A 20,254-nucleotide genomic window follows, 5' to 3' on the forward strand; every position below is an offset into this window, starting at 1 on the left:
ACCGGAGCGCGGTCGGCCCCAGGATCTCGGCCGCCAGAAGTGTCGGCGGTGACCGCTACCCTTGGCGGCGTGACTGATTCTTCATCCAAGACCCGTGTCGACGGCCGTGACCTGGACCAGATGCGTCCGGTCTCCATCAAGCGTTCCTGGCTCTCCCAGGCCGAGGGCTCGGTGCTGGTGACCTTCGGACGCACCACCGTGCTGTGCAACGCCTCGGTCACCGAGGGGGTCCCGCGCTGGCGCAAGGGGTCGGGGCTCGGCTGGGTCACCGCGGAGTACGAGATGCTTCCGCGGGCCACCAACGACCGCAGCCCGCGAGAGTCCCGCAAGGGCAAGATCGGTGGCCGCACCCACGAGATCTCCCGGCTGGTCGGCCGCTCCCTGCGGGCCGTCGTCGACTACAAGGCCCTCGGCGAGAACACCATCGTGCTGGACTGCGACGTCCTGCAGGCCGACGGCGGGACCCGCACGGCCTCGATCACCGGCGGCTACGTGGCCCTGTGGGACGCCATCGCCTGGCTGCGCGAGCGCGGATCCCTGGCCGGGGAGCCGCTGACCGGATCGGTGCAGGCGATCAGCGCCGGCCTGGTGGGCGGGGTCCCGATGCTCGACCTGGCCTATGAGGAGGACTCCCGGGCCGACACCGACATGAACATCGTGATGTCGGGGGACGGCGATTTCGTGGAGATCCAGGGCACCGCCGAGGGGGCCCCGTTCAACCGGGACCTGCTCGGCCAGCTGCTCGACCTGGGGACCAAGGGCTGCGCCGAGCTCAAGGCCGCCCAGCAGGAGGCCCTGAAGGTGGAGCTGTGAGCCGCGTCGTGCTGGCCTCCCACAACCGGGCCAAACTCGTCGAGCTGTCGCGGACCTTCCAGGCCGCCGGCTCCGACGTCGAGGTGGTCTCCGTCGATGAGGTGCTCCGCTACCCGCCGCCCGCCGAGATCGGCGCCAGTTTCGTCGAGAATGCCCTCATCAAGGCCCGGGCCGCCGCCGAGCGCACCGGACTGCCGGCTCTGGCCGACGACTCGGGGATCGAGGTCGACGCCCTCAACAGGATGCCCGGCATCCGGTCGGCCCGCTGGTCGGGTCCCGAGGCCACCGACGCCGGGAACCTCCAGCTGCTGCTGGACCAGACCTTCGATCTGCCGGCCGAGCGCAGCACCGCCCGGTTCGTCTGCGCGATGGCCTTCGTCGACCCGGACGGCACCGAACTCACCGAGACCGCGACCATGGAGGGCCGGGTGATCCACCAGGCCCGCGGCACCAACGGTTTCGGCTACGACCCGATGTTCGTTCCCGACGAGCAGCAGGGATCCCTCACCAGCGCCGAGCTGAGCCCGGCGGCCAAGGACGCCATCAGTCACCGCGGCAGGGCGGTGCGCGCCATCGTGCCGGCGGTCATCGCCCACCTGCACGCCAAGGAGAGCTGAGATGCAGCAGTACCTCGACCTGTTCCGCCGGATCCTCACCGAGGGGTCCCGCCGCCAGGACCGCACCGGCACCGGGACGCTGAGCGTCTTCGGACACCAGATGCGCTTCGACCTGCGCCAGGGATTCCCACTGGTCACCACCAAGAGGATCTACACCCGGGCGGTCTTCGGGGAGCTGCTGTGGTTCCTGCGGGGGGACACCAATGTCTCCTGGCTCCACGACAACAACATCCACATCTGGGACGAGTGGGCCGACGAGAAGGGCGAGCTGGGGCCGATCTACGGCCACCAGTGGCGGTCCTGGCCCGATCTTCACGGGGGCAGCATCGACCAGATCGCCCGGGTCATCGAGCAGATCCGCACCGACCCCTGGTCGCGGCGTCACATCGTCAGCGCCTGGAACCCGGCCGAGGTCGACGAGATGGCGCTGCCGCCCTGTCACACGATGTTCCAGTTCTACGTGACCGGCGACGACTCCGGGAGGCCGGCCTGGCTGTCCTGCCAGCTCTACCAGCGCAGCGGCGACACCTTCCTGGGGGTGCCCTTCAACATCGCCTCCTACGCCCTGCTGACCCACCTGGTCGCCCGGCTCACCGGGCTGCGACCCCTGGAGTTCGTCCACACCCTCGGCGACGCCCACCTCTACCTCAACCATCTCGACCAGGTCCACGAGCAGCTGGGCAGGACCCCCAGGGCGCTGCCCCGGCTGGTGCTCAGTCCCGACATCTTCTCCATCGACGCGGTGGAGCTGTCCGACATCAGCATCGAGGGATACGACCCCTACCCGGCCATCAAGGCCCCGATCGCGGTCTGAACGATGAACGCCCACGCACCGATGCAGGTGATCGCCATCGCCGCGGTGGCCGATGACGGGTCGATCGGCTCGGGGGAGGACATGCTGTGGCACATCCCCGAGGACTTCCGGCGGTTCAAGAGGGTGACGATGGGCCACACCCTGGTCTTCGGCCGACGGACCTTCGAGCAGATCGGCAGGCTCCCCGGGCGCCGGCACATCGTGTGCACCCGGGACCGGTCCTGGTCGGCGCAGGGGGTCGACGTCGCCCACTCGGTGCCCCGGGCCGTGGAGACGGCCCGGCAGGCCGGTGAACAGATCTGCTACATCGCCGGTGGGGCGCAGATCTACGCCGACGCCCTCGGCCTGTGCACCGGTCTGGACATCACCGAGGTGCACCGCCGACCCGGCGGTGCGGCGCGGTTCCCGCAGATCACCCCCGACAGCTGGCGGGAGGTCTCCCGCCAGCGGCACGAGGGATTCGACTTCGTGCAGTACCTGCCGGTCCGGGCCGCAGGCGAGGACTGAGCGATGCGCTCCCGGGCGTCGGTCCTGCACCTGGACATGGACGCCTTCTTCGCCTCGGTGGAGCAGCGCGACAAGCCGTCGCTGAGGGGCAAGGCGGTCATCGTCGGGGGAACCAGCGGCCGCGGCGTCGTCTCGACCGCCTCCTACGAGGCGCGCGCCTTCGGGGTGCACTCGGCGATGCCGAGCGCCCAGGCCCGCCACCTGGCCCCTCAGGCCGCCTTCCTGTCGGGCCGCTTCGAGGCCTACCGGGAGTCCAGCCGGGTGGTGATGGGGCTGCTCCACGAGGTCTCCCCACTGGTGGAGCCGCTGAGCCTGGACGAGGCCTTCGTCGACCTGGAGTCCGCCGACATCGACACCGGGGATGTCGCAGCGGTGCGCAGACTGGCCGCCACCCTGCGCCACCAGGTGGCCGGGCGGACCGAGGGCCTCACCTGCTCGGTCGGGATCGGCTCGAGCAAGTTCATGGCCAAGGTCGCCTCCGAGATGGCCAAGCCCGGCCGGGGGCACCAGGACCATGTCGTGCTGGTCGAACCCGGCACGGAGGCCGACGTCATCGCCCCGCTGCCGGTCCGCGCGATCCCCGGGGTGGGGCCGGTGGCGGCGGCCCGGCTGGACCGACTGGGAATGAAGAAGGTCGCCGACATCCGGCAGGCCTCCCGGGAGGAGCTGGTCCGGGAACTGGGTCAGGCCTGGGGGGCCGGTCTGGCCGATCTGGCCATGGCCCGCGACGACCGCCCGGTGATCTCCTCACGGGAGGCGAAGTCCATCTCGGTGGAGGACACCTTCGAGCACGACCTCACCGACCGGGCCGAGTGCGAGCGGGTGGTCGACCGGGACGCCGCGCTGGTCTGCGCCCGGCTGCAGCACTCGGGGCGGTTCGCCCGCACGGTGACCCTCAAGGCCAAGATGTCGGACTTCAGCATCTGGTCGCGGTCGGTGACGATGATCGGGGCCACCGACTCCGCCGAGCGGGTCCGACGGATGGCCCGGCACCTGCTCGGATCACTGGACCTGAGGGAGGGGGTCCGGCTGCTCGGGGTGGGGGTGGCGAACTTCACCACCTCCGCCCAGGAGGAGCTCTTCGCGGTCGACGACCACGGAACACTGGTGGAGGACGTCGACCGGCTGCCGACGGTCGAGGGACCGCTGGGAGGACTGGCCGCCGGTCCCTTCGGCAGGCGACGGTCGATGGACGAGGGGATGCACCACTGGCGTCCCGGCGCCGATGTGGAGCACACCCGCTGGGGTCGCGGCTGGGTGTGGGGGTCGGGCCACGACGTGGTGACGGTGCGCTTCGAGTACCGGGGGTCCAGCATCGGCCGGGTCCGTTCGATGGCGGCCGACGATCCCCAGATCAGCCGGGCCGACCCGCTGCCACTGGCCTGGACGCTGGACCACCGGGTGACCACGGTCGACGAGGATCCCGGCGTCGACCCGACGACACCTGACTGACCCGACGCAGTCGAGGCGGCCCGATCTCAGCCCAGCCACACATCCCGACAGGATGAGACAATCCCCCTCCGACAAGGATAAACATCCTTGTCGGAGGGGGATTGTCGCAGGTGCCGGAGAAGGGACTCGAACCCTCACGCCACAAGGCACAGGAACCTAAATCCTGCGTGTCTGCCAGTTCCACCACTCCGGCCGGGGCGCCCGCGGGGGCGCCGGGGGCTCAGCCCGGGATCAGATCTTGAGTTCGCGACACAGCTTCTCCACGTGGCCCTTGGCCCGCACGTTGTACTGGGCGAGGCTGACGATCGGTCGGCCGTCGTCCTGGACGTCCACCACGAAGGTGGACCGGATCACTCCCTCGATCTCCTTGCCGTAGACGTTCTTCAGACCGTAGGTCCCGTAGGCCCGCATCACCTTCGTGTCGGCGTCAGAGAGCAGGGTGAGGGTCAGCGACTCCTTCTCGGTGAACTTCCGCAGCCGGTCCACCGAGTCCGGGGAGATCCCCAGCACGGTGTACCCGGCGGCCGAGATCGCGTCGTGGTGGGTGGTGAAGTCAACCGCCTGAGTGGTACATCCGGGTGTCATCGCGGCCGGGTAGAAGTACACGATGACCCGCTGTCCGGTGAGCTTGGAGAGGGTCACCGGATGGCCGGAGGCATCCGGGAGAGTGAAATCGGGGGCGATCGATCCGGGGGCGAGGCGAATGCTCATGCGCTCACGATATAGGCTGTCGCCACGGCTTGGCGCGCGGGCCGACGTTGACACGTCGGACGTCGTCGAGACGATTCAGAAACCACGGTCGGCCCAGCGCCGGCCGATTTTCAGGTGGTCGCGTCTCAGGGAGGGCCAAATGGCTGACAACCGACAGCAGGGCAAGGCGAAGGACATTCGTTCCGCCGATCAGATCAGGCGGGACATCGCCGCTGCACGGGCCAAGATGTCGGCCACGGTGGAGGGCCTCACCGAGCAGTTCCACCCCGCTGCGGTCAAGAACCGGGTCGTCGAGGACGCCAAGGAGTTCGTCCAGAAGGAGTACACCAGCGTCCGGGAGAAGCTGATCTCCCAGGTCAAGGACGAGGACGGCTGGCGCACCGATCGGCTCAAGCTGGTCGGCGGCGCCTCCGCGGGGGCGGTCACCGGGCTGGTGCTGCTGCGTGCGGTGGTCGGCAAGGTGACCGGATCAACGGCCCGCAAGAAGTTCGAGAAGGCCCAGGTCGCCGCGGCCAAGGACGCCAAGAAGCAGGCGAAGAAGCAGCGCAAGACCGATGCCAAGGCGGCGAAGACCGCCAAGAAGCAGGCGAAGAAGCTGGCCAAGACCATCGCGAAGTGATCGTGCAGCGGTGAGCGAGCACACGGAGGGCGGCGACACTGCCGTCGACCTGCCCATCCGGATGCTGGGCGACCGGGTGCTGGTCTCCACGAAGGGGGAGGACGCCGAGCGGCGCAGTGGATCGGGAATCGTCATTCCCGCCACCGTGACGATGGGCCACCGGTTGAGCTGGGGCCGGGTGGTCGCGCTGGGCCCGGCGGTGCGCCAGGTGGTGCTGGGGGACCGGGTGCTCTTCGACCCCACCGATCGGCCCGAGGTCGAACTCGAGGGATCCAGCTACACCCTGCTGCGCGAGGAGGAGATCCACGCGGTGTCCACCGCCGAGGAGAGCTCCGGCGACGAGGTCGGCATGTACCTGTGAGACCGCCCAGGCCGAACAGCCTGAGAATTCTCCCTGAGTTGACCGGACCGCGCTGCTAGCATGAGGGGCACCACACGGCGGGGGCACGTGGTGATGACGTGCACCGTCACATTCAAGGGAGAATGAGTGATGTCAGTTTCACGTCGTACTTTCCTCGCCGGACTTGGGGGTCTCGGCTCGGTTGCAGTGCTCAGCGCCTGCGGATCCAACTCCGATTCCAGCTCCTCGGCGTCACCGAGTGCCGCCTTCAGCGGCAAGGGTCCCATTGCCTTCGCGATGGGCAAGGACACCACCGGGACCCTTCAGCAGGTCCTTGACGGCTGGAACAAGGACCATCCCGATGAGAAGGTCACACTGACCGAACTGCCGGAGTCCGCCGATGACCAGCGTGCGGCAATGATTCGGAACTTCCAGACCAAATCGGACGCCTACGCGGTGGTCGGGATGGACCCGATCTGGGTGGCCGAGTTCGCCTCCCAGCAGTGGGTCACCGCGCTGCCGGCCGACACCGACACCTCGCTGCTGCTGAAGTCCAGTGTCGATGCCGCCACCTACTTCAAGAAGCTCTACGGAGTCCCCTTCAGCACCAATGGTCAGCTGCTGTTCTACCGCAAGGACCTGCTGGACGCCGCCGGGGTCGCAGTGCCGACGACCTGGGAGCAGATGTGGGCGGCCTGGGACAAGGTCAAGAACACCCCGGCCGCCAAGGGAATGTCGGCCTACTCCGGTCAGCTCGCCAAGTACGAGGGGCTGACGGTGAACTTCACCTCAGCCGTGCTGTCGGCGGGCGGCAAGGTCTTCGACGAGGCCGGCAAGCCGACGGTCAACTCGGCTCAGGCGAAGGCCGGTCTGGAAGCCATCGTCAACGGGTTCTCGACGGGAGCCATCCCCAAGGAGGCGCTCACCTACAAGGAGGAGGAGTCGCGCCAGGCCTTCCAGGAGGGGAAGCTGATGTTCCTGGCGAACTGGCCCTACGTCTACTCGAAGGCCGCCGCCACCGACGGCTCCTCGAAGGTCGCCGGGAAGTTCGGCGTCGCACCGCTTCCGGGCATCGGCAGCAACCCCGGCATGACGGTCCTGGGAGGCCTCGTGCTGGGCGTCTCGGCCTTCGCCAAGTACAAGGCGACCGCCCTGGAGTTCGCGAAGTACATGGCCACCGAGAAGGTCCAGAAGGCGTGGGCGCTGGCCGCCAGCCAGGCGCCGGTGGTGAGCTCGCTGTACGACGATGCCGAGATCATCAAGGCGTATCCCTACACCGAGCAGCTGAAGAAGGCTCTCGACAGTGCCGGAACCCGCCCGAAGGTGCACAACTACGGCGACGTCACCCAGGCCATCCAGAATGCTGTCTACCCGGCGCTCAGCGGTACTCCGGCTGTTGACGCTGCGCTGCAGGGCCTGCAGACGAAGCTCGAGGCGCTGGCGTCATGAGCCGGGTGAGGCTGTCGTCGGAGGAGCGTAAGGAGGAGCGGTTCGCCTACCTGCTGTTGCTGCCGACGCTGTTCGTGCTGGCCCTGGTGGTCGGCTTCCCGCTCATCCTGTCGCTGTGGCAGTCGTTGTTCCGCGGCGCCTCGGGGATCGATCCGAACACCGGGCTGGTGGAGCAGGGTGACACCTTCGTCGGGCTGGGCAACTACACTGCGGTGTTCTCCGCTGCCGACGCCTCCGGCCAGTTCTGGAACGCCTTCTGGAACACCTCCTTCTTCACCGTCGTCGGGGTGCTCGTCGAGACGGTGCTGGGTGTGCTGATGGCCCTCATCATGGTCCGCGGGATGCGCGGGCTGGGGTGGGTGCGGGCCGGCATCCTGGTGCCCTGGGCGATCCCGACGATCGTCTCGGCGCTGATGTGGAAACTGATCTTCAACGCCGATGGGGTGGCCAACAAGCTGATCGGCAACCAGATCCTGTGGACCACGGAGGGCTGGCAGGCCAAGGCCGCGGTCCTCATCGCCGACATCTGGAAGACCGCCCCCTACATCGGGCTGCTCACCCTGGCGGGCCTGCAGACCATCGACACGCAGGTCTACGAGGCCGCCAAGGTGGATGGGGCGAGCGCCTGGCAGTCCTTCTGGAGGATCACCCTGCCGCTGGTCAAACCGGTGCTCATCGTGGCGGTGCTGTTCCGCACTCTGGACGCCATGAGGATGTTCGACCTCCCCTACGGCCTGCTGGGCATGCTGGACTCCGGCAAGACCCTGTCGATGCTGTCGTGGTACCAGGCGGGTCAGTCCCGCTACGGGGAGGCGGCGGCCTACTCGCTGTACCTGTTCGCCTACATCTGCCTCATCGTGCTGGTCTTCGTGCGGGTGCTGGGGGCCGACATCATGGGGTCCCAGGAGAGCGGGAGGAATCGTAGGAGGAAGGGCGGGAAGGGCGACGCCCCGGCGTCGGATCCAGCCGGGGCCGCGACGGCAGGGGGCAGGTCATGAGTGGCGAGACGCAGGACACCTCCAGGGCTGTCGCCGACGATCAGCTGGAGGAGGTGCGGCGACGCCGGCGGCGTCCCTCCCGGGTGGCCGGCAGAGTGCTCACCTGGATCGGGATCGTGATGATCGTCGTCTACTGCCTGGCGCCCTTCTACTGGATGATCGTCTCGGCACTGCGGCTGCCCTCGATGGGTCTGGACACCTCCTTCATCCCCGACCCGGTGAGCCTGGACAACTTCACGGCGGTCTTCCAAGGCCGCAACCACTTCGGCCGGGCGCTGGTCAACTCGCTGATCGTGGCCGGCCTCACCACCGCCCTGGTGCTGGTGGTCGGTACGGTGGCGGCCTATGCGATGGCCCGGCTGCGGTTTCGCGGCAAGCCGCTGGTGCTGTTCGCGATCATCTCGACCTCGATGTTCCCGGTCGTCACCCTCATCGTCCCGCTGCTGCGGCTGTTCACCGGGGGGTATGCGTTCTTCCCGGTCAACTGGATCAACACCTACCAGGCGATGATCCTGCCGTCGATCAGCTTCGCCCTGCCGCTGGCGGTGTGGACCCTCAACGCCTACTTCCGGCAGCTGCCCCACGAGCTGGAGGAGTCGGCGATGGTCGACGGCGCCACCCGCAGCCAGGCCTTCCGCCGGGTGATCCTGCCGCTGGCGGCGCCCGGCGTGTTCACCACGGCGATCATCACCTTCATCGCGGCCTGGAATGAGTTCCTCATCGCCCTGACGATGGTCAATGACAATGTGCACATGACCGCGAATGTGGCGATCTCGAAGTTCACCGGGGTCTCGGGCTATGACACCCCCTACGGCACGATCATGGCCGCCGGCGTCATCGTCACGGTGCCCCTGCTCATCGTGGTGCTGATCTTCCAGCGCCGGATCGTGGGCGGGTTGGCGGCGGGCTCGCTCAAGTGAGAGTCGGACCGGCGGGTGGCGGGTTCAGCGCGCGTAGCGGGTGACGAAGGCGCTCAGCAGGCGGTGGGAGTCCTCCACCTCGGCGAGGGCGACCCGCTCGATGAGGGGTTCCATCTCCTCGGGGTCGAAGTATCCCTTGTCGCGGTAGATCCGGATCCGCTCGGTGATCCCCTCGACGTCCAGCTCGGGATGGAACTGGGTGGCGTAGAGGTTCTTGCGGATGCGGAACATCTGCACCGGGGCGGCGGTGCCGGTGGCCAGCAGCACCGCACCGGCCGGGAGCCGGTGCACCGACTCCTTGTGGCCGACGAAGGCGTCGAACCGGTCGGGGACGCCGGCCAGCCGCACCAGCGGGTCGCTCCGGCCGTCCTCGGTGAGGCTGACGGTGACCGCGCTGACCGGCTCGGGGTAGGTGTGGTCGATGAGTCCGCCCTGGTGGACGCCGAGGGTCCCGACCCCGTAGCAGGCGCCGAAGAAGGGGAAGTCGCGGGCCACCACCCGGTCGAGCAGACCGGACAGCTCGCTCTCGGCGCGCACCTGGTCGGGGGACTTCTCCTCGGTGGGGTCCGAGGTGCTGTAGGGGCTGCCGCCGACGATCACCCCCGACAGCTCGTCGAGATCGACCCGGGGCAGCGGGGAGCGGTCGAGCTGGGAGTAGACGACGTCTCGGGGAGTCAGTCCGCAGTAGCGCAGCATCGCCCGGTACTCACCGCGGGCGGCGGCGTCCTCGGGGCGGGTGGCGATCAGCAGGAAGGGTTTCACAGGACATCCCTCGGGACCAGCGTCGTGCTCAAAGTGGAGAAAAGGACCTCTTCAATGAAGAAGAGGTCCTTCGGCCTGGTGCGCCGCCAGGGACTCGAACCCTGAACCCGCTGATTAAGAGTCAGCTGCTCTGCCAATTGAGCTAGCAGCGCCGGCGAGAGAAAACATTACCGCAGACCGGCAGACATCCCAAATCGGGCTGGCGCGGCCACCCTGACGGTGGTGCCTGCGGTGGTGCCTGCGGTCACGGTCGGCCCTCCCGGACCGCCTCGATCCGGCGGGCCCGCAGGGCCTCGATCTCCGGCATGTCGAGGGGTTCCAGGGGGTGGCCCAGGGCCGTCTCCAGGAGATGATCGGCCAGGTCGGGATTGCGGGAGAGCACCGGCCCGTGCGGGTAGATGCCGTACACCCGTCCCTGCACCGCACCATCGGTCTGTCCGTCGCCGTTGCCCCAGCCGACCTCCATGGAGGTCAGCGGGGTGGCGTCGGAGCCCAGCTGGGTCCAGCCGCCGTGGTTCTCGAACCCGGTGATGAGGGAGCTGGTCCCGTCGGGCCTGGTCCAGTGCGACAGGGACTCTCCGACGGCCCGCTCGGGGCCCCGGCGGGTCTCGATGTCGAGCAGTCCCAGGCCGTCAATGATCTCGTCCCGGGCGCCGATGGTGAAGCTCTTGCCGCAGATCTGGTAGCCGGCGCACACCGCGAAGAGCACGGCGCCGTTGTCCAGGGCGGTGAACAGACCGCGGTCGGTCTTCAGCTCGTGGACGGCGGTGGTCTGGGCGATGTCCTCCCCGCCGCCCATCAGGTAGACCGCGCCGTCGGTGGGCACCGGGTCGCCGGGCTCCACGGGGACCAGCTCGGCGTCGATCCCGCGCCACTGGAGTCTTCTGGTGAGGATGACGGCATTGCCGTGGTCGCCGTAGATCCCCAGCAGGGACTGGTACAGCAGGACGATCTTCACAGGTGCGGCGCTCATGCCAGCCCCCCAAGTCGACGCAGTTTCTGGAACGGGGTGTAGGTGGACAGCACGTCGATGGGATGGTCCTTGTCCCAGCGGCCGGCCAGCAGTGGGGACTCGAGGGCCTCGGCGAGGTCCTCGATGACGACATGCTCGACGCCGGCGTAGCTGAGCCGCACGGCCAGGTCGAGGGCGCGAGGTCCGGTGCAGATCACCGTTCTCCCGACCAGCTGCTCGTAGTCGACGTCCCACAGCCAGGAGACGTCCTTGCCGTCGGCGGCGACCGCGTCGATGGCCAGCACCAGGGGGTCGGAGCTGGTCAGCGGCAGGGACTCGGTCCAGCCCGCGGGGTTCTTCGACAGCAGCAGGCGCACCTCGGTGCCGGAGATCACGGTGGTGGCGTAGCGGCCGGCGGGTGAGGCGACGGTGTGCATCCCGGCGAGGGCGTCGTCGGGGGAGATGCCCATCTCGACGGCGGCGGCCAGGGCGCAGGTGGCGTTGGTGAGGTTGAAGTGTCCGGGGACCTGGAGATCCAGGTGGTGCCGGTCGCCCTTGCGGGAGACGGCCTCCTCGCCGTCCACCCACCAGTCGGCCTCGGGCTGGCGCAGCGGACAGTCGGGACAGTGCCAGCTGGTGGCCTCGTGGATGAGGACTCCGCCGCAGTTGGGGCACAGTGTGGAGTCGGCCGTCCAGCGCGGTTTGGTGTCCACCCAGACCACGGCGCGGGCGCGCTGGCAGACCCAGACGATGAGCGGGTCGGAGGAGTTCGCGATGACCATCGGTCCGTCGGGGCCGGCGGCGGCCAGGGCGGCCCGCCAGTCGCGTCCCAGGAAGGTCAGTTCGTGGTTGCGGTCCAGCTGGTCGCGGCTGAAGTTGAGCAGCACCAGGATCTCGGGATGTCCCAGTCGGACGGTGTCGGCGACCACCCGCTCGTCTGTCTCCAGGATCGCGACGGGGGCCTGGGGGGCCTCGCCGAGAGCCGAGACGATGCCGTGGTGGAGGTTCGCCCCGTCGGCATTGGTGACGACCTCGGTGCCGTCGTCGTCCAGTCCGGCGCGCACCGCGGCGGCCAGGAAGTGGGTGGTGGTGGTCTTGCCGTTAGTGCCGGTGACCGCGGCGATCCGGCGGGAGGCGATGAGTTCGGCGAAGGCCCTCGGGTCCAGCTTGGTAGTGACCTTCCCCCGGATCGAGGCTCCCGATCCGCGCCCGGCCATCCGTGAGGCCAGAGCCGCTACTCGTCCTGCCAGCAGTGCCGTCCGCAACCGGGGGGAGGGACGTCGGCGCGGCTGCCGGGGGGATCGGGACTCTCTACTCATGGCCCCATCATGGCAGCTTCCCGAAAACCGGGCCGTCGCGGTGGTGGGAGTTGGCAGGGGGTTGACCCCGGCCTGTCGGGGGTTGCCAGGGGGTTGCCCCCCGGCCTCAGAAAAACTGTCAGTGGTCGCTGGCACCGTGGAGACCATGAGCAGCGAGAACCGGTCGGGGTCGGGTGAGGCGATGGCCGCCGCCCTGGCGCGCCTGCCGGTGAGTCGCGGCGTCGGTCGGGGAGCCGGTTCCGGGCACGGCGGATGGTCGGCCGACGATCTGTCGGTGCGTCCGGGCCGAGCGGTTCATCCGGGGCTGCGCCCGGTGCTGCCCAGTGGTCTGATGCCGGAGGTCTACTCCCTCAACGGGTCGGCCCAGGTCGGCCTGGGACTGCTGGTCGAGGGCTGGTGCGCGGTGGTCGGGTTGCCCGAGCTGGGGGTGGAGGCCGCCCGCGAGTGGGGGGTCGAGCTGTCGCGGATGGTGCTCGTCCCCGATCCCGGGTCGTGGTTGGAGACCGTCGCCACCCTCATCGAAGGGTTGGACGTCGTCCTCGCGGCGGCTCCGGCGTCGATCGCCCCGGCGGCCGCCCAGCGGCTGGTCGCCCGGCTGCGGTCACGGGGCTCCAGCCTGGTGGTGCTCGGCCGATGGCCCCACGCCCATGCCCGGATCGATGTGCGGACTCTCGGCTGGCAGGGGCTCGGACGGGGGTACGGGGCCCTGGAGTCCCAGCGTCTGGAGATCACCGTGACCCGCCATCACAGTCATCGCACGGTCACCCTGATCCGGGGTGCCGAGGGTGTCACGGCAGCCGGGGAGTCCTCCGACGACTCGGGAGGAGCGGGCCGGTGAGCAGTGACGAGCAGTCCCCGCGAGTGATGCTGGTCCGGGTGCCAGACTGGCCGATCAGGGCCGTCCAGATGCACACCGAGCACAGCGACCCGCTGATCGTCGCTGAGAAGGGCAGGGTGCTCACCTGCTGCCGACGGGCCGCCGAGGACGGGGTCCTGCCCGGCCTTCGGGTGCGCGCCGCCCAGCTGCGCTGCCCCCGGGCCCGGGTCGTCGTCCACGACCCGCGGGTGGAGGAGGAGGGCTTCGCACCGGTGGTGGCCCGGATCGAGGAGCAGGTCGCCCCGGCGGTCCACGTGCTGCGCCCCGGCACGGCGGTGGTCCCGGTCGGTGGCCCGGCCCGCTTCTACGGCGGGGAGCGGGCCGCCGCCGAGCGGCTGTGGCAGGTGCTCGGGCAGGAGGGGTGGTCGGATGCCACGGTGGGGGTGGCCGATGGCATGTTCGCCGCAGAGCAGGCGGCCCTGGGTGTCGCCGCGGTCCACCGGGGAACCCGGACCCCGACCGGGCAGCCGGTACCGATCGGGGAGTCCGACCCGATCAGGATCGTGCCGGCGGGCCGGTCCCGGGAGTTCCTGGCCGATCTGGAGGTCGGTGCCCTGGTCGGGTCGATGGATGACTGCTGCACCGACGGCGGCATGGATCTGGTCGTCTCGCTGCGCACCCTGGGGCTGCGCACGATGGGCCTGGTCACCACCCTCAGCCGCGAGCAGGCGGCCACCCGGTTCGGGAGGGCCGGCAGGCTCGCCCACCAGTACGCCCTGGGTCAGGATCCCCGCCCGCTGGTCCCGCATCGCAGCGACCATGACGACACCGTCGAGATCGCCTTCGAGGATCCGGTGGCCTCCGTCGAGCAGCTGGAGCAGGCGGTGCGGCCGACCCTCGAGAGGCTGATCGGCGAGATCGGGAGCCGTGGACTGATCTGCGACACGGTGCGGATCCTGATCCGTTCCACCGCGGGGGTGTGCGAACGCACCTGGCGGCATCCCTGGCAGTTCGGCTCCGACGACCTGGTCTGCCGGGTCCGGTGGCAGTTGGCCGAGCTGGACCGGCCGCGGGCCGACACCGCCGAGGAGGTGGTCTGCGAGTACTCCACCGGCGTCCAGGCGGTGCAGCTGATCCCCACCTGCCGGCCCCTGGCCGATCACGCCGAGGGGTTGTTCGGTGCCCGGCCGGCCGAGCACCTGGTCCAGATCCTCACCCGGTTGCAGGCCCGGCTCGGGCCGCGTGCGGTGCTGGTGCCCAGTGTCGCCGGGGGACGGCTGCTCACCGAGAGACGTCGTCTGACCCCGTTCGGCTCGGTGCCCGACGGTGCCCGGACCGGCGGGGATCAGCCCTGGCCGGGACGTCTGACCGGGCCGGCCCCCAGTGTCATCTACTCCGAGCCGCGGCCGGTGCGCGTCCAGACTCTCGGCGGACAGTCGGTGCACCCGCTCGAGGATGCCGGGGGATCGGCCGGTGAGGATCCTCCGGGCGGTCTGGACGCCGAACCGGGTTGGCTCATCGTCCCGGGCGGACGCCGGGTCAGGGTGATCGCCTGGGCCGGGCCCTGGCCGGTGCGGGAGCACTGGTGGACCGATCGGGCGGTGTCCCTCGACCGATACCAGTTCGTCACCGAGGACCAGGAGGCCTGGGTGCTGGTCGCGGCCTCCTCGACATGGTGGCTGGAGGCCCGCTATGACTGAGTGCGCTGCGAGCGGGGTGCGCCATGCCCTATGACAACCCGCCCATCTCCTGGTCGGAGATGGAGCGACGGATCCGCGGCAAGGCCCCTGAGACGGAGGGCCACGGCACGGACCGGATGCGCGGCGGCCCGGAGGACGCCCCCATCGGCAGGCGGCGGGCACCCTTCTCCGGCAGGGCGACACCTCCCGAGGGTCCGGTGGTGCCCTACGCCGAGCTGCACTGCCACTCCTACTACAGCTTCCTGGACGGTGCCTCCAGCCCCGAGGATCTGGTCCGCAGGGCGGTCGAGCTCGGCCTGTCCGGACTGGCACTGACCGACCACGACGGGGTCTACGGGGTGGTCCGGATGGCCGAGGCGGCCGAGGCCTGCGGGCTGGCCACCAGTATCGGCTCGGAACTGTCGATCGGTCTGCCGGCCCCCCAGAACGGGGTGGCCGACCCGGTGGGCAGCCATCTTCTGGTCCTGGCCCGGGGGACCGAGGGATACCGCCGGCTGTCGGGGGCGATGACCGAGGCCTATCTCGACGAGGATGCCGAGAAGGGCCGGCCCGTCTACGACCTGGACCGGCTGGCCGATCAGGCCGACGGCCACTGGATCATCCTCAGCGGGTGTCGCAAGGGGGCGGTGCGGCAGGGCCTGGCCCGCGGCGGCCCCGACCTGGCCGGGAGGGAACTGGACCGGCTGGTCCGGCTGTTCGGCCACCGCAACGTCGTCGTGGAGCTCACCGACCACCGGCGTCCCTGCGACTCCCACGACAATGATGCGCTGGCGGCGCTGGCCGCCTCCCGCGAGCTGCCGGTGGTGGCGACCAATGACGTCCACTACGCCGATCCCGGACAGTTCGAGCTGTCCTGCGCCCTGGCGGCGGTGCGCGCCCGACGCACCCTCGACGAGATGGACGGCTGGCTGCCGGCCGGCCCGGTCGCCCGGATGCGCTCCGGCTCCGAGATGGCCCGGCTGTTCGCCCGCTACCCCGGTGCCGTGGAGCGCAGCGTGGAGATCGCCGAGCAGACCCGGTTCTCGCTGCGCGCCAGCCGCCCCGAGATGCCCGAGCAGAAGGTGCCGCAGGGCCACACCCCGATGAGCTGGCTGCGCCATCTGGCCGATCTCGGCTGCGCACGGTTCTACGGTGACGACCCGGTCGCCCGACGGCGTCTCGACGAGGAGCTGGAGGTCATCGAGTCCAAGGACTTCGCCGGCTACTTCCTCATCGTCCACGACATCGTCGAGTTCGCCCGTCACCACGACATCCTGTGCCAGGGGCGCGGCTCGGCGGCGGCCTCGGCGGTGTGCTACGTGCTGGGGATCACCGTCGTCGACCCGGTCTTCTACCGGCTTCCTTTCGAGCGGTTCCTCTCGGCGCTGCGGGAGGAGGAGCCCGACATCGACGTCGACTTCGACGCCCGGCGCCGCGAGTCGGTGATCCAGTACGTCTACGGCAGGTACGGCCGTCACTACGCCGCCCAGGTGGCCAATGTCATCAGCTACCGGCCCAAGAACGCGATCCGCGACATGGCCAAGGTGCTGGGTTACTCCCAGGGTCAGCAGGATGCCTGGTCACGGCAGGTGGAGCGCTGGGGGTCGCGGATCGGCGAGGACCAGGAGGGGGCTGACAGGATCCCCGAGCGGGTCCGGGATCTGGCCGGACAGGTGCTCGGATTCCCCCGTCATCTGGGGATCCACTCGGCCGGAATGGTGCTCACCCGGCACTCGGTGGGCGAGGTGTGCCCGATCGAGCCGGCCCGGATGGCGAACCGCACCGTGCTGCAGTGGGACAAGGAGGACTGCGCGTGGATGGGGCTGGTGAAGTTCGACCTGCTCGGACTGGGAATGCTCGCCGCCCTCCAGCACACCTTCGACCTGGCTGCCGAGCACTGCGGGGAGCGCTGGACGATGCAGTCGATCCCGCGCAATGAACCGGGGGTCTACGACATGCTGTGCCGGGCCGACACCATCGGCGTCTTCCAGGTGGAGAGCCGCGCCCAGATCGGCACCCTGCCACGGCTCAAGCCGCGCTGCTTCTACGACCTGGCGGTGGAGATCGGACTGATTCGGCCCGGCCCGATCCAGGGAGGTGCGGTGCACCCCTACATCCGGCGGCGCACCGGGGTGGACCCGGTGAGCTACCCGCACCCGATGCTGGAGCCGGTGCTGAGACGCACCCTGGGGATCCCGCTGTTCCAGGAGCAGCTCATGCAGATGGCCACCACGGTGGGCAACTGCACCGCCGCCGACGCCGACCTGCTGCGCCGCGCGATGGGCTCCAAACGCGGGGTCGAGAAGATCGACTCGCTGCGCGCCAAGCTGTTCGCCGGGATGGCGGCTAATGGCATCTCCGACGACGTCGCACAGGAGATCTACAACCGGATCGAGTCCTTCGCCAACTTCGGTTTCGCGGAGTCCCACTCGCTGAGTTTCGCGGTGCTGGTCTATGCCTCCTCGTGGTTGAAGCTGCACTATCCGGCGGCCTACCTGGCCGGGCTGCTGCGCTCCCAGCCGATGGGCTTCTACTCGTCGGCCACCCTGGTGGCCGACGCCCGCAGGCATGGCGTCAGGGTGCTCGGCCCCGATCTGCTGGCCTCGGGGGTGCACGCCGGGCTGGAACCGGCACGTCGCGACGGACGCGAGAACCCCGAGGTTTCCGAGAACCACGAGAATCCCGGCCGGGGTCGGTCCGACTGCCTGCTGGACCACACCCAGGAGCAGATCGGCGAGTTCGACGCCGCCTCCCCCGACGACTGCGCCTCCCACCGCCGGGACGGGGGACTGGCGGTGCGGCTGGGACTGGCCGACGTCTCGGCGATCCCGGTGGAGGTCACCGAGCAGATCGTCGCAGAACGGGAGCGCGAGCCCTTCACCAGTCTCGCCGATCTGGTCCGTCGGGTGGGGCTGGAGCCCGACCAGGTGGAGGCGCTGTCCCTGGCCGGGGCCTTCGACCGTCTGGTCGGGTCGCGGCGAGGGGCGCTGTGGCAGTCGGGCCAGCTGGCCGGGGTGGCACCGGGCCAGCTGGACATCGAGGTGTGCAGCCAGCCCCCGCTGCTGCCCGAACCGACCCCGGTGGAACTACTGGGTCACGATCTTCGGGCAACAGGGATCAGCGCCGAGGATCATCCGATGCGCCATCTGCGCGCGGCGATGGCCGAGCGCGGAGTGCTGCCGATCGACACCTTGGACCGGGTCGAGGCGGGCCGCCGGATCGAGGTGGCAGGGGTGGTCACCCATCGGCAGCGCCCGGCCACCGCCGGCGGGATCACCTTCATCAATCTCGAGGACGAGACCGGTCTGCTCAACGTCATCGTGACCGCCGGGGCGTGGAAGCGGTACCGGCAGGTCGCCTTGACCTGCTCGGGGATGGTGATCAGGGGGATCCTGGAGCGCGGCGACGAGGGGGTGATGAACCTCTACGCCGACCGCCTGGAGCGGTTGCAGATGGCGGTGGTGGTCTCCTCCCGAAACTTCCGCTGAGGGGCCGGACCACTCGGTCGTGATCGGCAGGCCGACCAACAGGTCACAATCGATGCAGTAGCCGCCATGGTGGCAGGGCGCGGCACAACTCGTAGGCTCAAGACACCGGTCGAGGTCCTCGTCGGTACAGACGTGTGGTCACTCCTGATCCAGAGGACCTCGACCGCTCAGCTCACCGACCACCCATTCATCGGCGTGTCCCGCTCACCCTCACCGCAGATCCGAGGAGCCCGTTAACGACGCGATTCCCGTAGTCGACGTGACTTTTCCCGAGCAGTGCAGTGACCGTGGTCAGATCGACCGTGATCACGGTCACAACGTCGTCCTAGGAGGCCACAGGTCATGGTGGCGAAGGATGCTTAGCAAACTGGCTCTTCAGGATCCGGGGTGTAGTCGGGGTCTGAAGCCGCCGGCCTCGAGTAGGGATCTCGCGACATAGTTGGTCAGGTTCCGGAAGTCCAGGGCTGAGCCGCGTAGGTGTTCGAGTCGGCCGTTGATGGCCTGGGTGGGCCCGTTGGATGTGCCGGGCCGGTCGAAGTGGGCCAGCACGTCGGTGGCCCGTTTGGTCAGTGTCCGGCCGAGCGTGATGACCTCGGCGAGTGCCTTCGGCACGCCGGTGCTGACCGACTCGATCAGGCTGGCCATCAGCTCCCGGCCATGTCGGCGGTCAGGGTGACGGTAGGCGGCGATCATCGTCTGGTAGATGCCCCAGATGGCCTCGACCTCGACGTGGGCGTCGTCGTTGAAGAGCGCGGTGAGCCGGTTGGTCTGTTTCTCGGTGAGCAGGTCAGCGACGGTGCACAGCGTTCTGCGTGCGGCGTACAGCGGATCGCTCTTGCGGCCGCGGTGTCCGCCGATGGCCTGCTGGACCCGGCGCCGACACTCAGCAAGGGCCTCGCCGGCCAGCCGCGTGACGTGGAAGGGATCCATCACCTCGGTCGCGGTCGGCAGTTCCTCGGCGGCGGTCTTGAAGCCCGTGAACCCGTCCATCGACACCACCTCCACACCGTCACGCCACGCCTGGTCGCGATCGGCCAGCCAGGTCTTGAACACCTGCTTGGAGCGGCCCTCGACCATATCGAACAGCCGCGCAGGGCCGGTGCCGGCACGGACCGGGGTGAGATCGATGATCACCGTGACGTACGTGTCACCGCGCCGGGTGTGCCTCCAGATGTGTGGACTGCTTGCCGTTTCTCGGACACGCCCAAACACTTGGTTTCAGGCCACCTGACGTGATTCCCTGTACTCCGCCTCAATCTCATTAGGGGTCTGATACCCCAACGACGAGTGAAGACGTTTCTGATTGTACCTGAGCTCGATCCACCGCACAATATCCCGGACCGCATCATCTCTGGCCCGATAGATCACCCGGTGCACCCTCTCGTTCTTCAATGTCGCATTGAACGACTCCGCCAACGCATTATCCCAGCACAGTCCCGTCCTCCCCACGGACAGTCTGATATCATAGGATTCGAGCAGTTCGGTGAATTCCTTCGACATGTACTGCGAGCCATGATCCGAATGGAAAATGGTCGCCCCTCTCATATACTCACAATTCCTGACGGCCATGTCGATGGCCTTGCAGATCAATCCGGTCCTCATGTGATCATCGATCGCGTAACCCACGGCCCTCTTCGTGCAGTAGTCCAGTACCGTCGCCAGATAGCAGAATCCTTCCAGGGTGCGAATATAGGTGATGTCACCGACCCATTTGTATCCCGGCTGCGCCGCGGTGAAGTCTCGTTCCACCAGGTCTGGGCGCCCGTCGGCGTCGTCGGCCGGGATCCTGGTGCGGACCGCCAGGCGGAGCTGGGCGGCCACCAGCCCCTCGGCCCGCATGATGGAGCGGATCGTGTCCGGGTGCACCGCCTCACCGGCCCGGGCGAGCTCGGCGGCGATCCGCCGGTAGCCGTAGGTACCGTCCGAGTCAGCAAAATAGAAACGAATCTTGGAAGCGAGGTCACGGCGTCGACGTGCGGTCGCAGAAATGGGCCTGG

Annotated in this window: 18 protein-coding genes, 2 tRNA genes and 1 pseudogene; 13 read left to right on the plus strand and 8 right to left on the minus strand. The window is 68.9% G+C overall.

From position 1 onward, the window contains the following. Positions 1-48: 48 nt before the first annotated feature. Genes rph through H590_RS15360 form a run of 5 tightly spaced genes read left to right on the plus strand, consistent with a single transcriptional unit; the run spans position 49 to position 4,203 of the window. The gene (gene rph / locus H590_RS0106505; RefSeq protein ID WP_051238262.1) at positions 49-813 is read left to right on the plus strand and encodes a ribonuclease PH; all 765 of its coding nucleotides are present in this window, start codon (positions 49-51) and stop codon (positions 811-813) included. Further along, positions 810-1,430: a non-canonical purine NTP pyrophosphatase gene (locus H590_RS0106510; protein WP_028702922.1), complete on the plus strand. Its 621-nt coding sequence runs from the start codon at positions 810-812 to the stop codon at positions 1,428-1,430. The genes rph and H590_RS0106510 overlap by 4 nt, the downstream gene beginning before the upstream one ends. Position 1,431: 1 nt before the next feature. Further along, positions 1,432-2,244 carry a thymidylate synthase gene (locus H590_RS0106515; RefSeq protein WP_028702923.1) on the plus strand — a complete coding sequence of 271 codons (813 nt, stop codon included), beginning with the start codon at positions 1,432-1,434 and terminating at the stop codon, positions 2,242-2,244. 21 nt (positions 2,245-2,265) lie between these two features. Continuing rightward, positions 2,266-2,751 carry a dihydrofolate reductase gene (locus H590_RS0106520; RefSeq protein WP_028702924.1) on the plus strand — a complete coding sequence of 162 codons (486 nt, stop codon included), beginning with the start codon at positions 2,266-2,268 and terminating at the stop codon, positions 2,749-2,751. 3 nt (positions 2,752-2,754) lie between these two features. Beyond that, positions 2,755-4,203: a DNA polymerase IV gene (locus tag H590_RS15360; RefSeq protein WP_051238247.1), complete on the plus strand. Its 1,449-nt coding sequence runs from the start codon at positions 2,755-2,757 to the stop codon at positions 4,201-4,203. A gap of 111 nt (positions 4,204-4,314) precedes the next feature. On the opposite strand, the gene H590_RS0106530 is transcribed toward H590_RS15360, so the two are convergent. Both H590_RS0106530 and bcp read right to left on the minus strand, forming a co-directional pair. Beyond that, a tRNA-Leu gene (locus tag H590_RS0106530) sits at positions 4,315-4,396 on the minus strand. Positions 4,397-4,434: 38 nt separating this feature from the next. Then, positions 4,435-4,914 (minus strand): thioredoxin-dependent thiol peroxidase, encoded by a 480-nt coding sequence (gene bcp / locus H590_RS0106535; RefSeq protein ID WP_028702925.1) that lies wholly within the window; start codon positions 4,912-4,914, stop codon positions 4,435-4,437. Positions 4,915-5,053: 139 nt separating this feature from the next. Here bcp and H590_RS15365 point away from each other — a divergent pair, with 139 nt between their 5' ends. The 5 genes from H590_RS15365 (at position 5,054) to H590_RS0106560 (ending at position 9,240) form a co-directional block, all read left to right on the plus strand. After that, positions 5,054-5,533 carry a DUF3618 domain-containing protein gene (locus tag H590_RS15365; protein WP_051238248.1) on the plus strand — a complete coding sequence of 160 codons (480 nt, stop codon included), beginning with the start codon at positions 5,054-5,056 and terminating at the stop codon, positions 5,531-5,533. Between the two features lie 10 nt (positions 5,534-5,543). After that, positions 5,544-5,894: a GroES family chaperonin gene (locus H590_RS0106545; protein ID WP_425393484.1), complete on the plus strand. Its 351-nt coding sequence runs from the start codon at positions 5,544-5,546 to the stop codon at positions 5,892-5,894. A gap of 129 nt (positions 5,895-6,023) precedes the next feature. Further along, a complete protein-coding gene (locus tag H590_RS0106550) occupies positions 6,024-7,322 on the plus strand; it encodes an ABC transporter substrate-binding protein (RefSeq protein WP_028702927.1) in 1,299 nt (432 codons plus the stop codon). Further along, a complete protein-coding gene (locus H590_RS15370) occupies positions 7,319-8,320 on the plus strand; it encodes a carbohydrate ABC transporter permease (RefSeq protein ID WP_084149324.1) in 1,002 nt (333 codons plus the stop codon). Before H590_RS0106550 ends, H590_RS15370 begins: the two co-directional genes overlap by 4 nt. After that, entirely contained in the window at positions 8,317-9,240 is a 924-nt protein-coding gene (locus H590_RS0106560; RefSeq protein WP_051238249.1) for a carbohydrate ABC transporter permease, read from the plus strand. The genes H590_RS15370 and H590_RS0106560 overlap by 4 nt, the downstream gene beginning before the upstream one ends. A gap of 24 nt (positions 9,241-9,264) precedes the next feature. Here H590_RS0106560 and H590_RS0106565 read toward each other — a convergent pair whose 3' ends face one another. The 4 genes from H590_RS0106565 to H590_RS0106580 all read right to left on the minus strand — a co-directional run bounded on the left by H590_RS0106565 (position 9,265) and on the right by H590_RS0106580 (position 12,171). Further along, positions 9,265-10,002, minus strand: a complete 738-nt coding sequence (locus H590_RS0106565; RefSeq protein ID WP_028702929.1) for a glutamine amidotransferase — start codon at positions 10,000-10,002, stop codon at positions 9,265-9,267. Positions 10,003-10,078: 76 nt separating this feature from the next. Further along, positions 10,079-10,154, minus strand: a tRNA-Lys gene (locus H590_RS0106570). Between the two features lie 92 nt (positions 10,155-10,246). Next, positions 10,247-10,975, minus strand: a complete 729-nt coding sequence (locus H590_RS0106575) for a type 1 glutamine amidotransferase (protein WP_028702930.1) — start codon at positions 10,973-10,975, stop codon at positions 10,247-10,249. After that, a complete protein-coding gene (locus tag H590_RS0106580; protein ID WP_051238250.1) occupies positions 10,972-12,171 on the minus strand; it encodes a Mur ligase family protein in 1,200 nt (399 codons plus the stop codon). The genes H590_RS0106575 and H590_RS0106580 overlap by 4 nt, the downstream gene beginning before the upstream one ends. Positions 12,172-12,418: 247 nt before the next feature. On the opposite strand from H590_RS0106580, the gene H590_RS15375 reads away from it, so the two are divergent. The 3 genes from H590_RS15375 to H590_RS0106595 are packed head-to-tail and all read left to right on the plus strand — an operon-like array spanning position 12,419 to position 18,257. Beyond that, the gene (locus H590_RS15375) at positions 12,419-13,111 is read left to right on the plus strand and encodes a hypothetical protein (RefSeq protein ID WP_232020926.1); all 693 of its coding nucleotides are present in this window, start codon (positions 12,419-12,421) and stop codon (positions 13,109-13,111) included. Beyond that, complete coding sequence (locus H590_RS0106590; protein WP_028702932.1) at positions 13,108-14,790, plus strand: DNA polymerase Y family protein; 1,683 nt, start codon at positions 13,108-13,110, stop codon at positions 14,788-14,790. The genes H590_RS15375 and H590_RS0106590 overlap by 4 nt, the downstream gene beginning before the upstream one ends. Positions 14,791-14,813: 23 nt before the next feature. Continuing rightward, a complete protein-coding gene (locus tag H590_RS0106595) occupies positions 14,814-18,257 on the plus strand; it encodes an error-prone DNA polymerase (protein WP_028702933.1) in 3,444 nt (1,147 codons plus the stop codon). Between the two features lie 375 nt (positions 18,258-18,632). Here H590_RS0106595 and H590_RS15380 read toward each other — a convergent pair. Together H590_RS15380 and H590_RS0106605 are read right to left on the minus strand one after the other, a co-directional pair. Continuing rightward, positions 18,633-19,433: pseudogene (locus H590_RS15380) on the minus strand (ISL3 family transposase); the annotation flags it as partial. Positions 19,434-19,475: 42 nt separating this feature from the next. Beyond that, positions 19,476-20,254: IS3 family transposase (locus tag H590_RS0106605; protein WP_028702934.1), on the minus strand; the 779-nt coding region annotated here is incomplete at its 5' end.

The organism is Acidipropionibacterium jensenii DSM 20535, assembly GCF_000425285.1.
In the GTDB taxonomy this organism is placed as follows: domain Bacteria; phylum Actinomycetota; class Actinomycetes; order Propionibacteriales; family Propionibacteriaceae; genus Acidipropionibacterium; species Acidipropionibacterium jensenii.

Coding starts and splice junctions, on each gene's coding strand:
- H590_RS0106575 (WP_028702930.1), bottom strand. CDS start 10,975: ATGAGCGCCGCACCTGTGAAGATCGTCCTGCTGTACCAGTCCCTGCTG.
- H590_RS0106580 (WP_051238250.1), bottom strand. CDS start 12,171: ATGGCCGGGCGCGGATCGGGAGCCTCGATCCGGGGGAAGGTCACTACC.
- H590_RS0106520 (WP_028702924.1), top strand. CDS start 2,266: ATGCAGGTGATCGCCATCGCCGCGGTGGCCGATGACGGGTCGATCGGC.
- H590_RS0106595 (WP_028702933.1), top strand. CDS start 14,814: ATGCCCTATGACAACCCGCCCATCTCCTGGTCGGAGATGGAGCGACGG.
- H590_RS15360 (WP_051238247.1), top strand. CDS start 2,755: ATGCGCTCCCGGGCGTCGGTCCTGCACCTGGACATGGACGCCTTCTTC.
- H590_RS15370 (WP_084149324.1), top strand. CDS start 7,319: ATGAGCCGGGTGAGGCTGTCGTCGGAGGAGCGTAAGGAGGAGCGGTTC.
- H590_RS15365 (WP_051238248.1), top strand. CDS start 5,054: ATGGCTGACAACCGACAGCAGGGCAAGGCGAAGGACATTCGTTCCGCC.
- H590_RS0106515 (WP_028702923.1), top strand. CDS start 1,432: ATGCAGCAGTACCTCGACCTGTTCCGCCGGATCCTCACCGAGGGGTCC.
- bcp (WP_028702925.1), bottom strand. CDS start 4,914: ATGAGCATTCGCCTCGCCCCCGGATCGATCGCCCCCGATTTCACTCTC.
- H590_RS0106560 (WP_051238249.1), top strand. CDS start 8,317: ATGAGTGGCGAGACGCAGGACACCTCCAGGGCTGTCGCCGACGATCAG.
- H590_RS15375 (WP_232020926.1), top strand. CDS start 12,419: ATGAGCAGCGAGAACCGGTCGGGGTCGGGTGAGGCGATGGCCGCCGCC.
- H590_RS0106550 (WP_028702927.1), top strand. CDS start 6,024: ATGTCAGTTTCACGTCGTACTTTCCTCGCCGGACTTGGGGGTCTCGGC.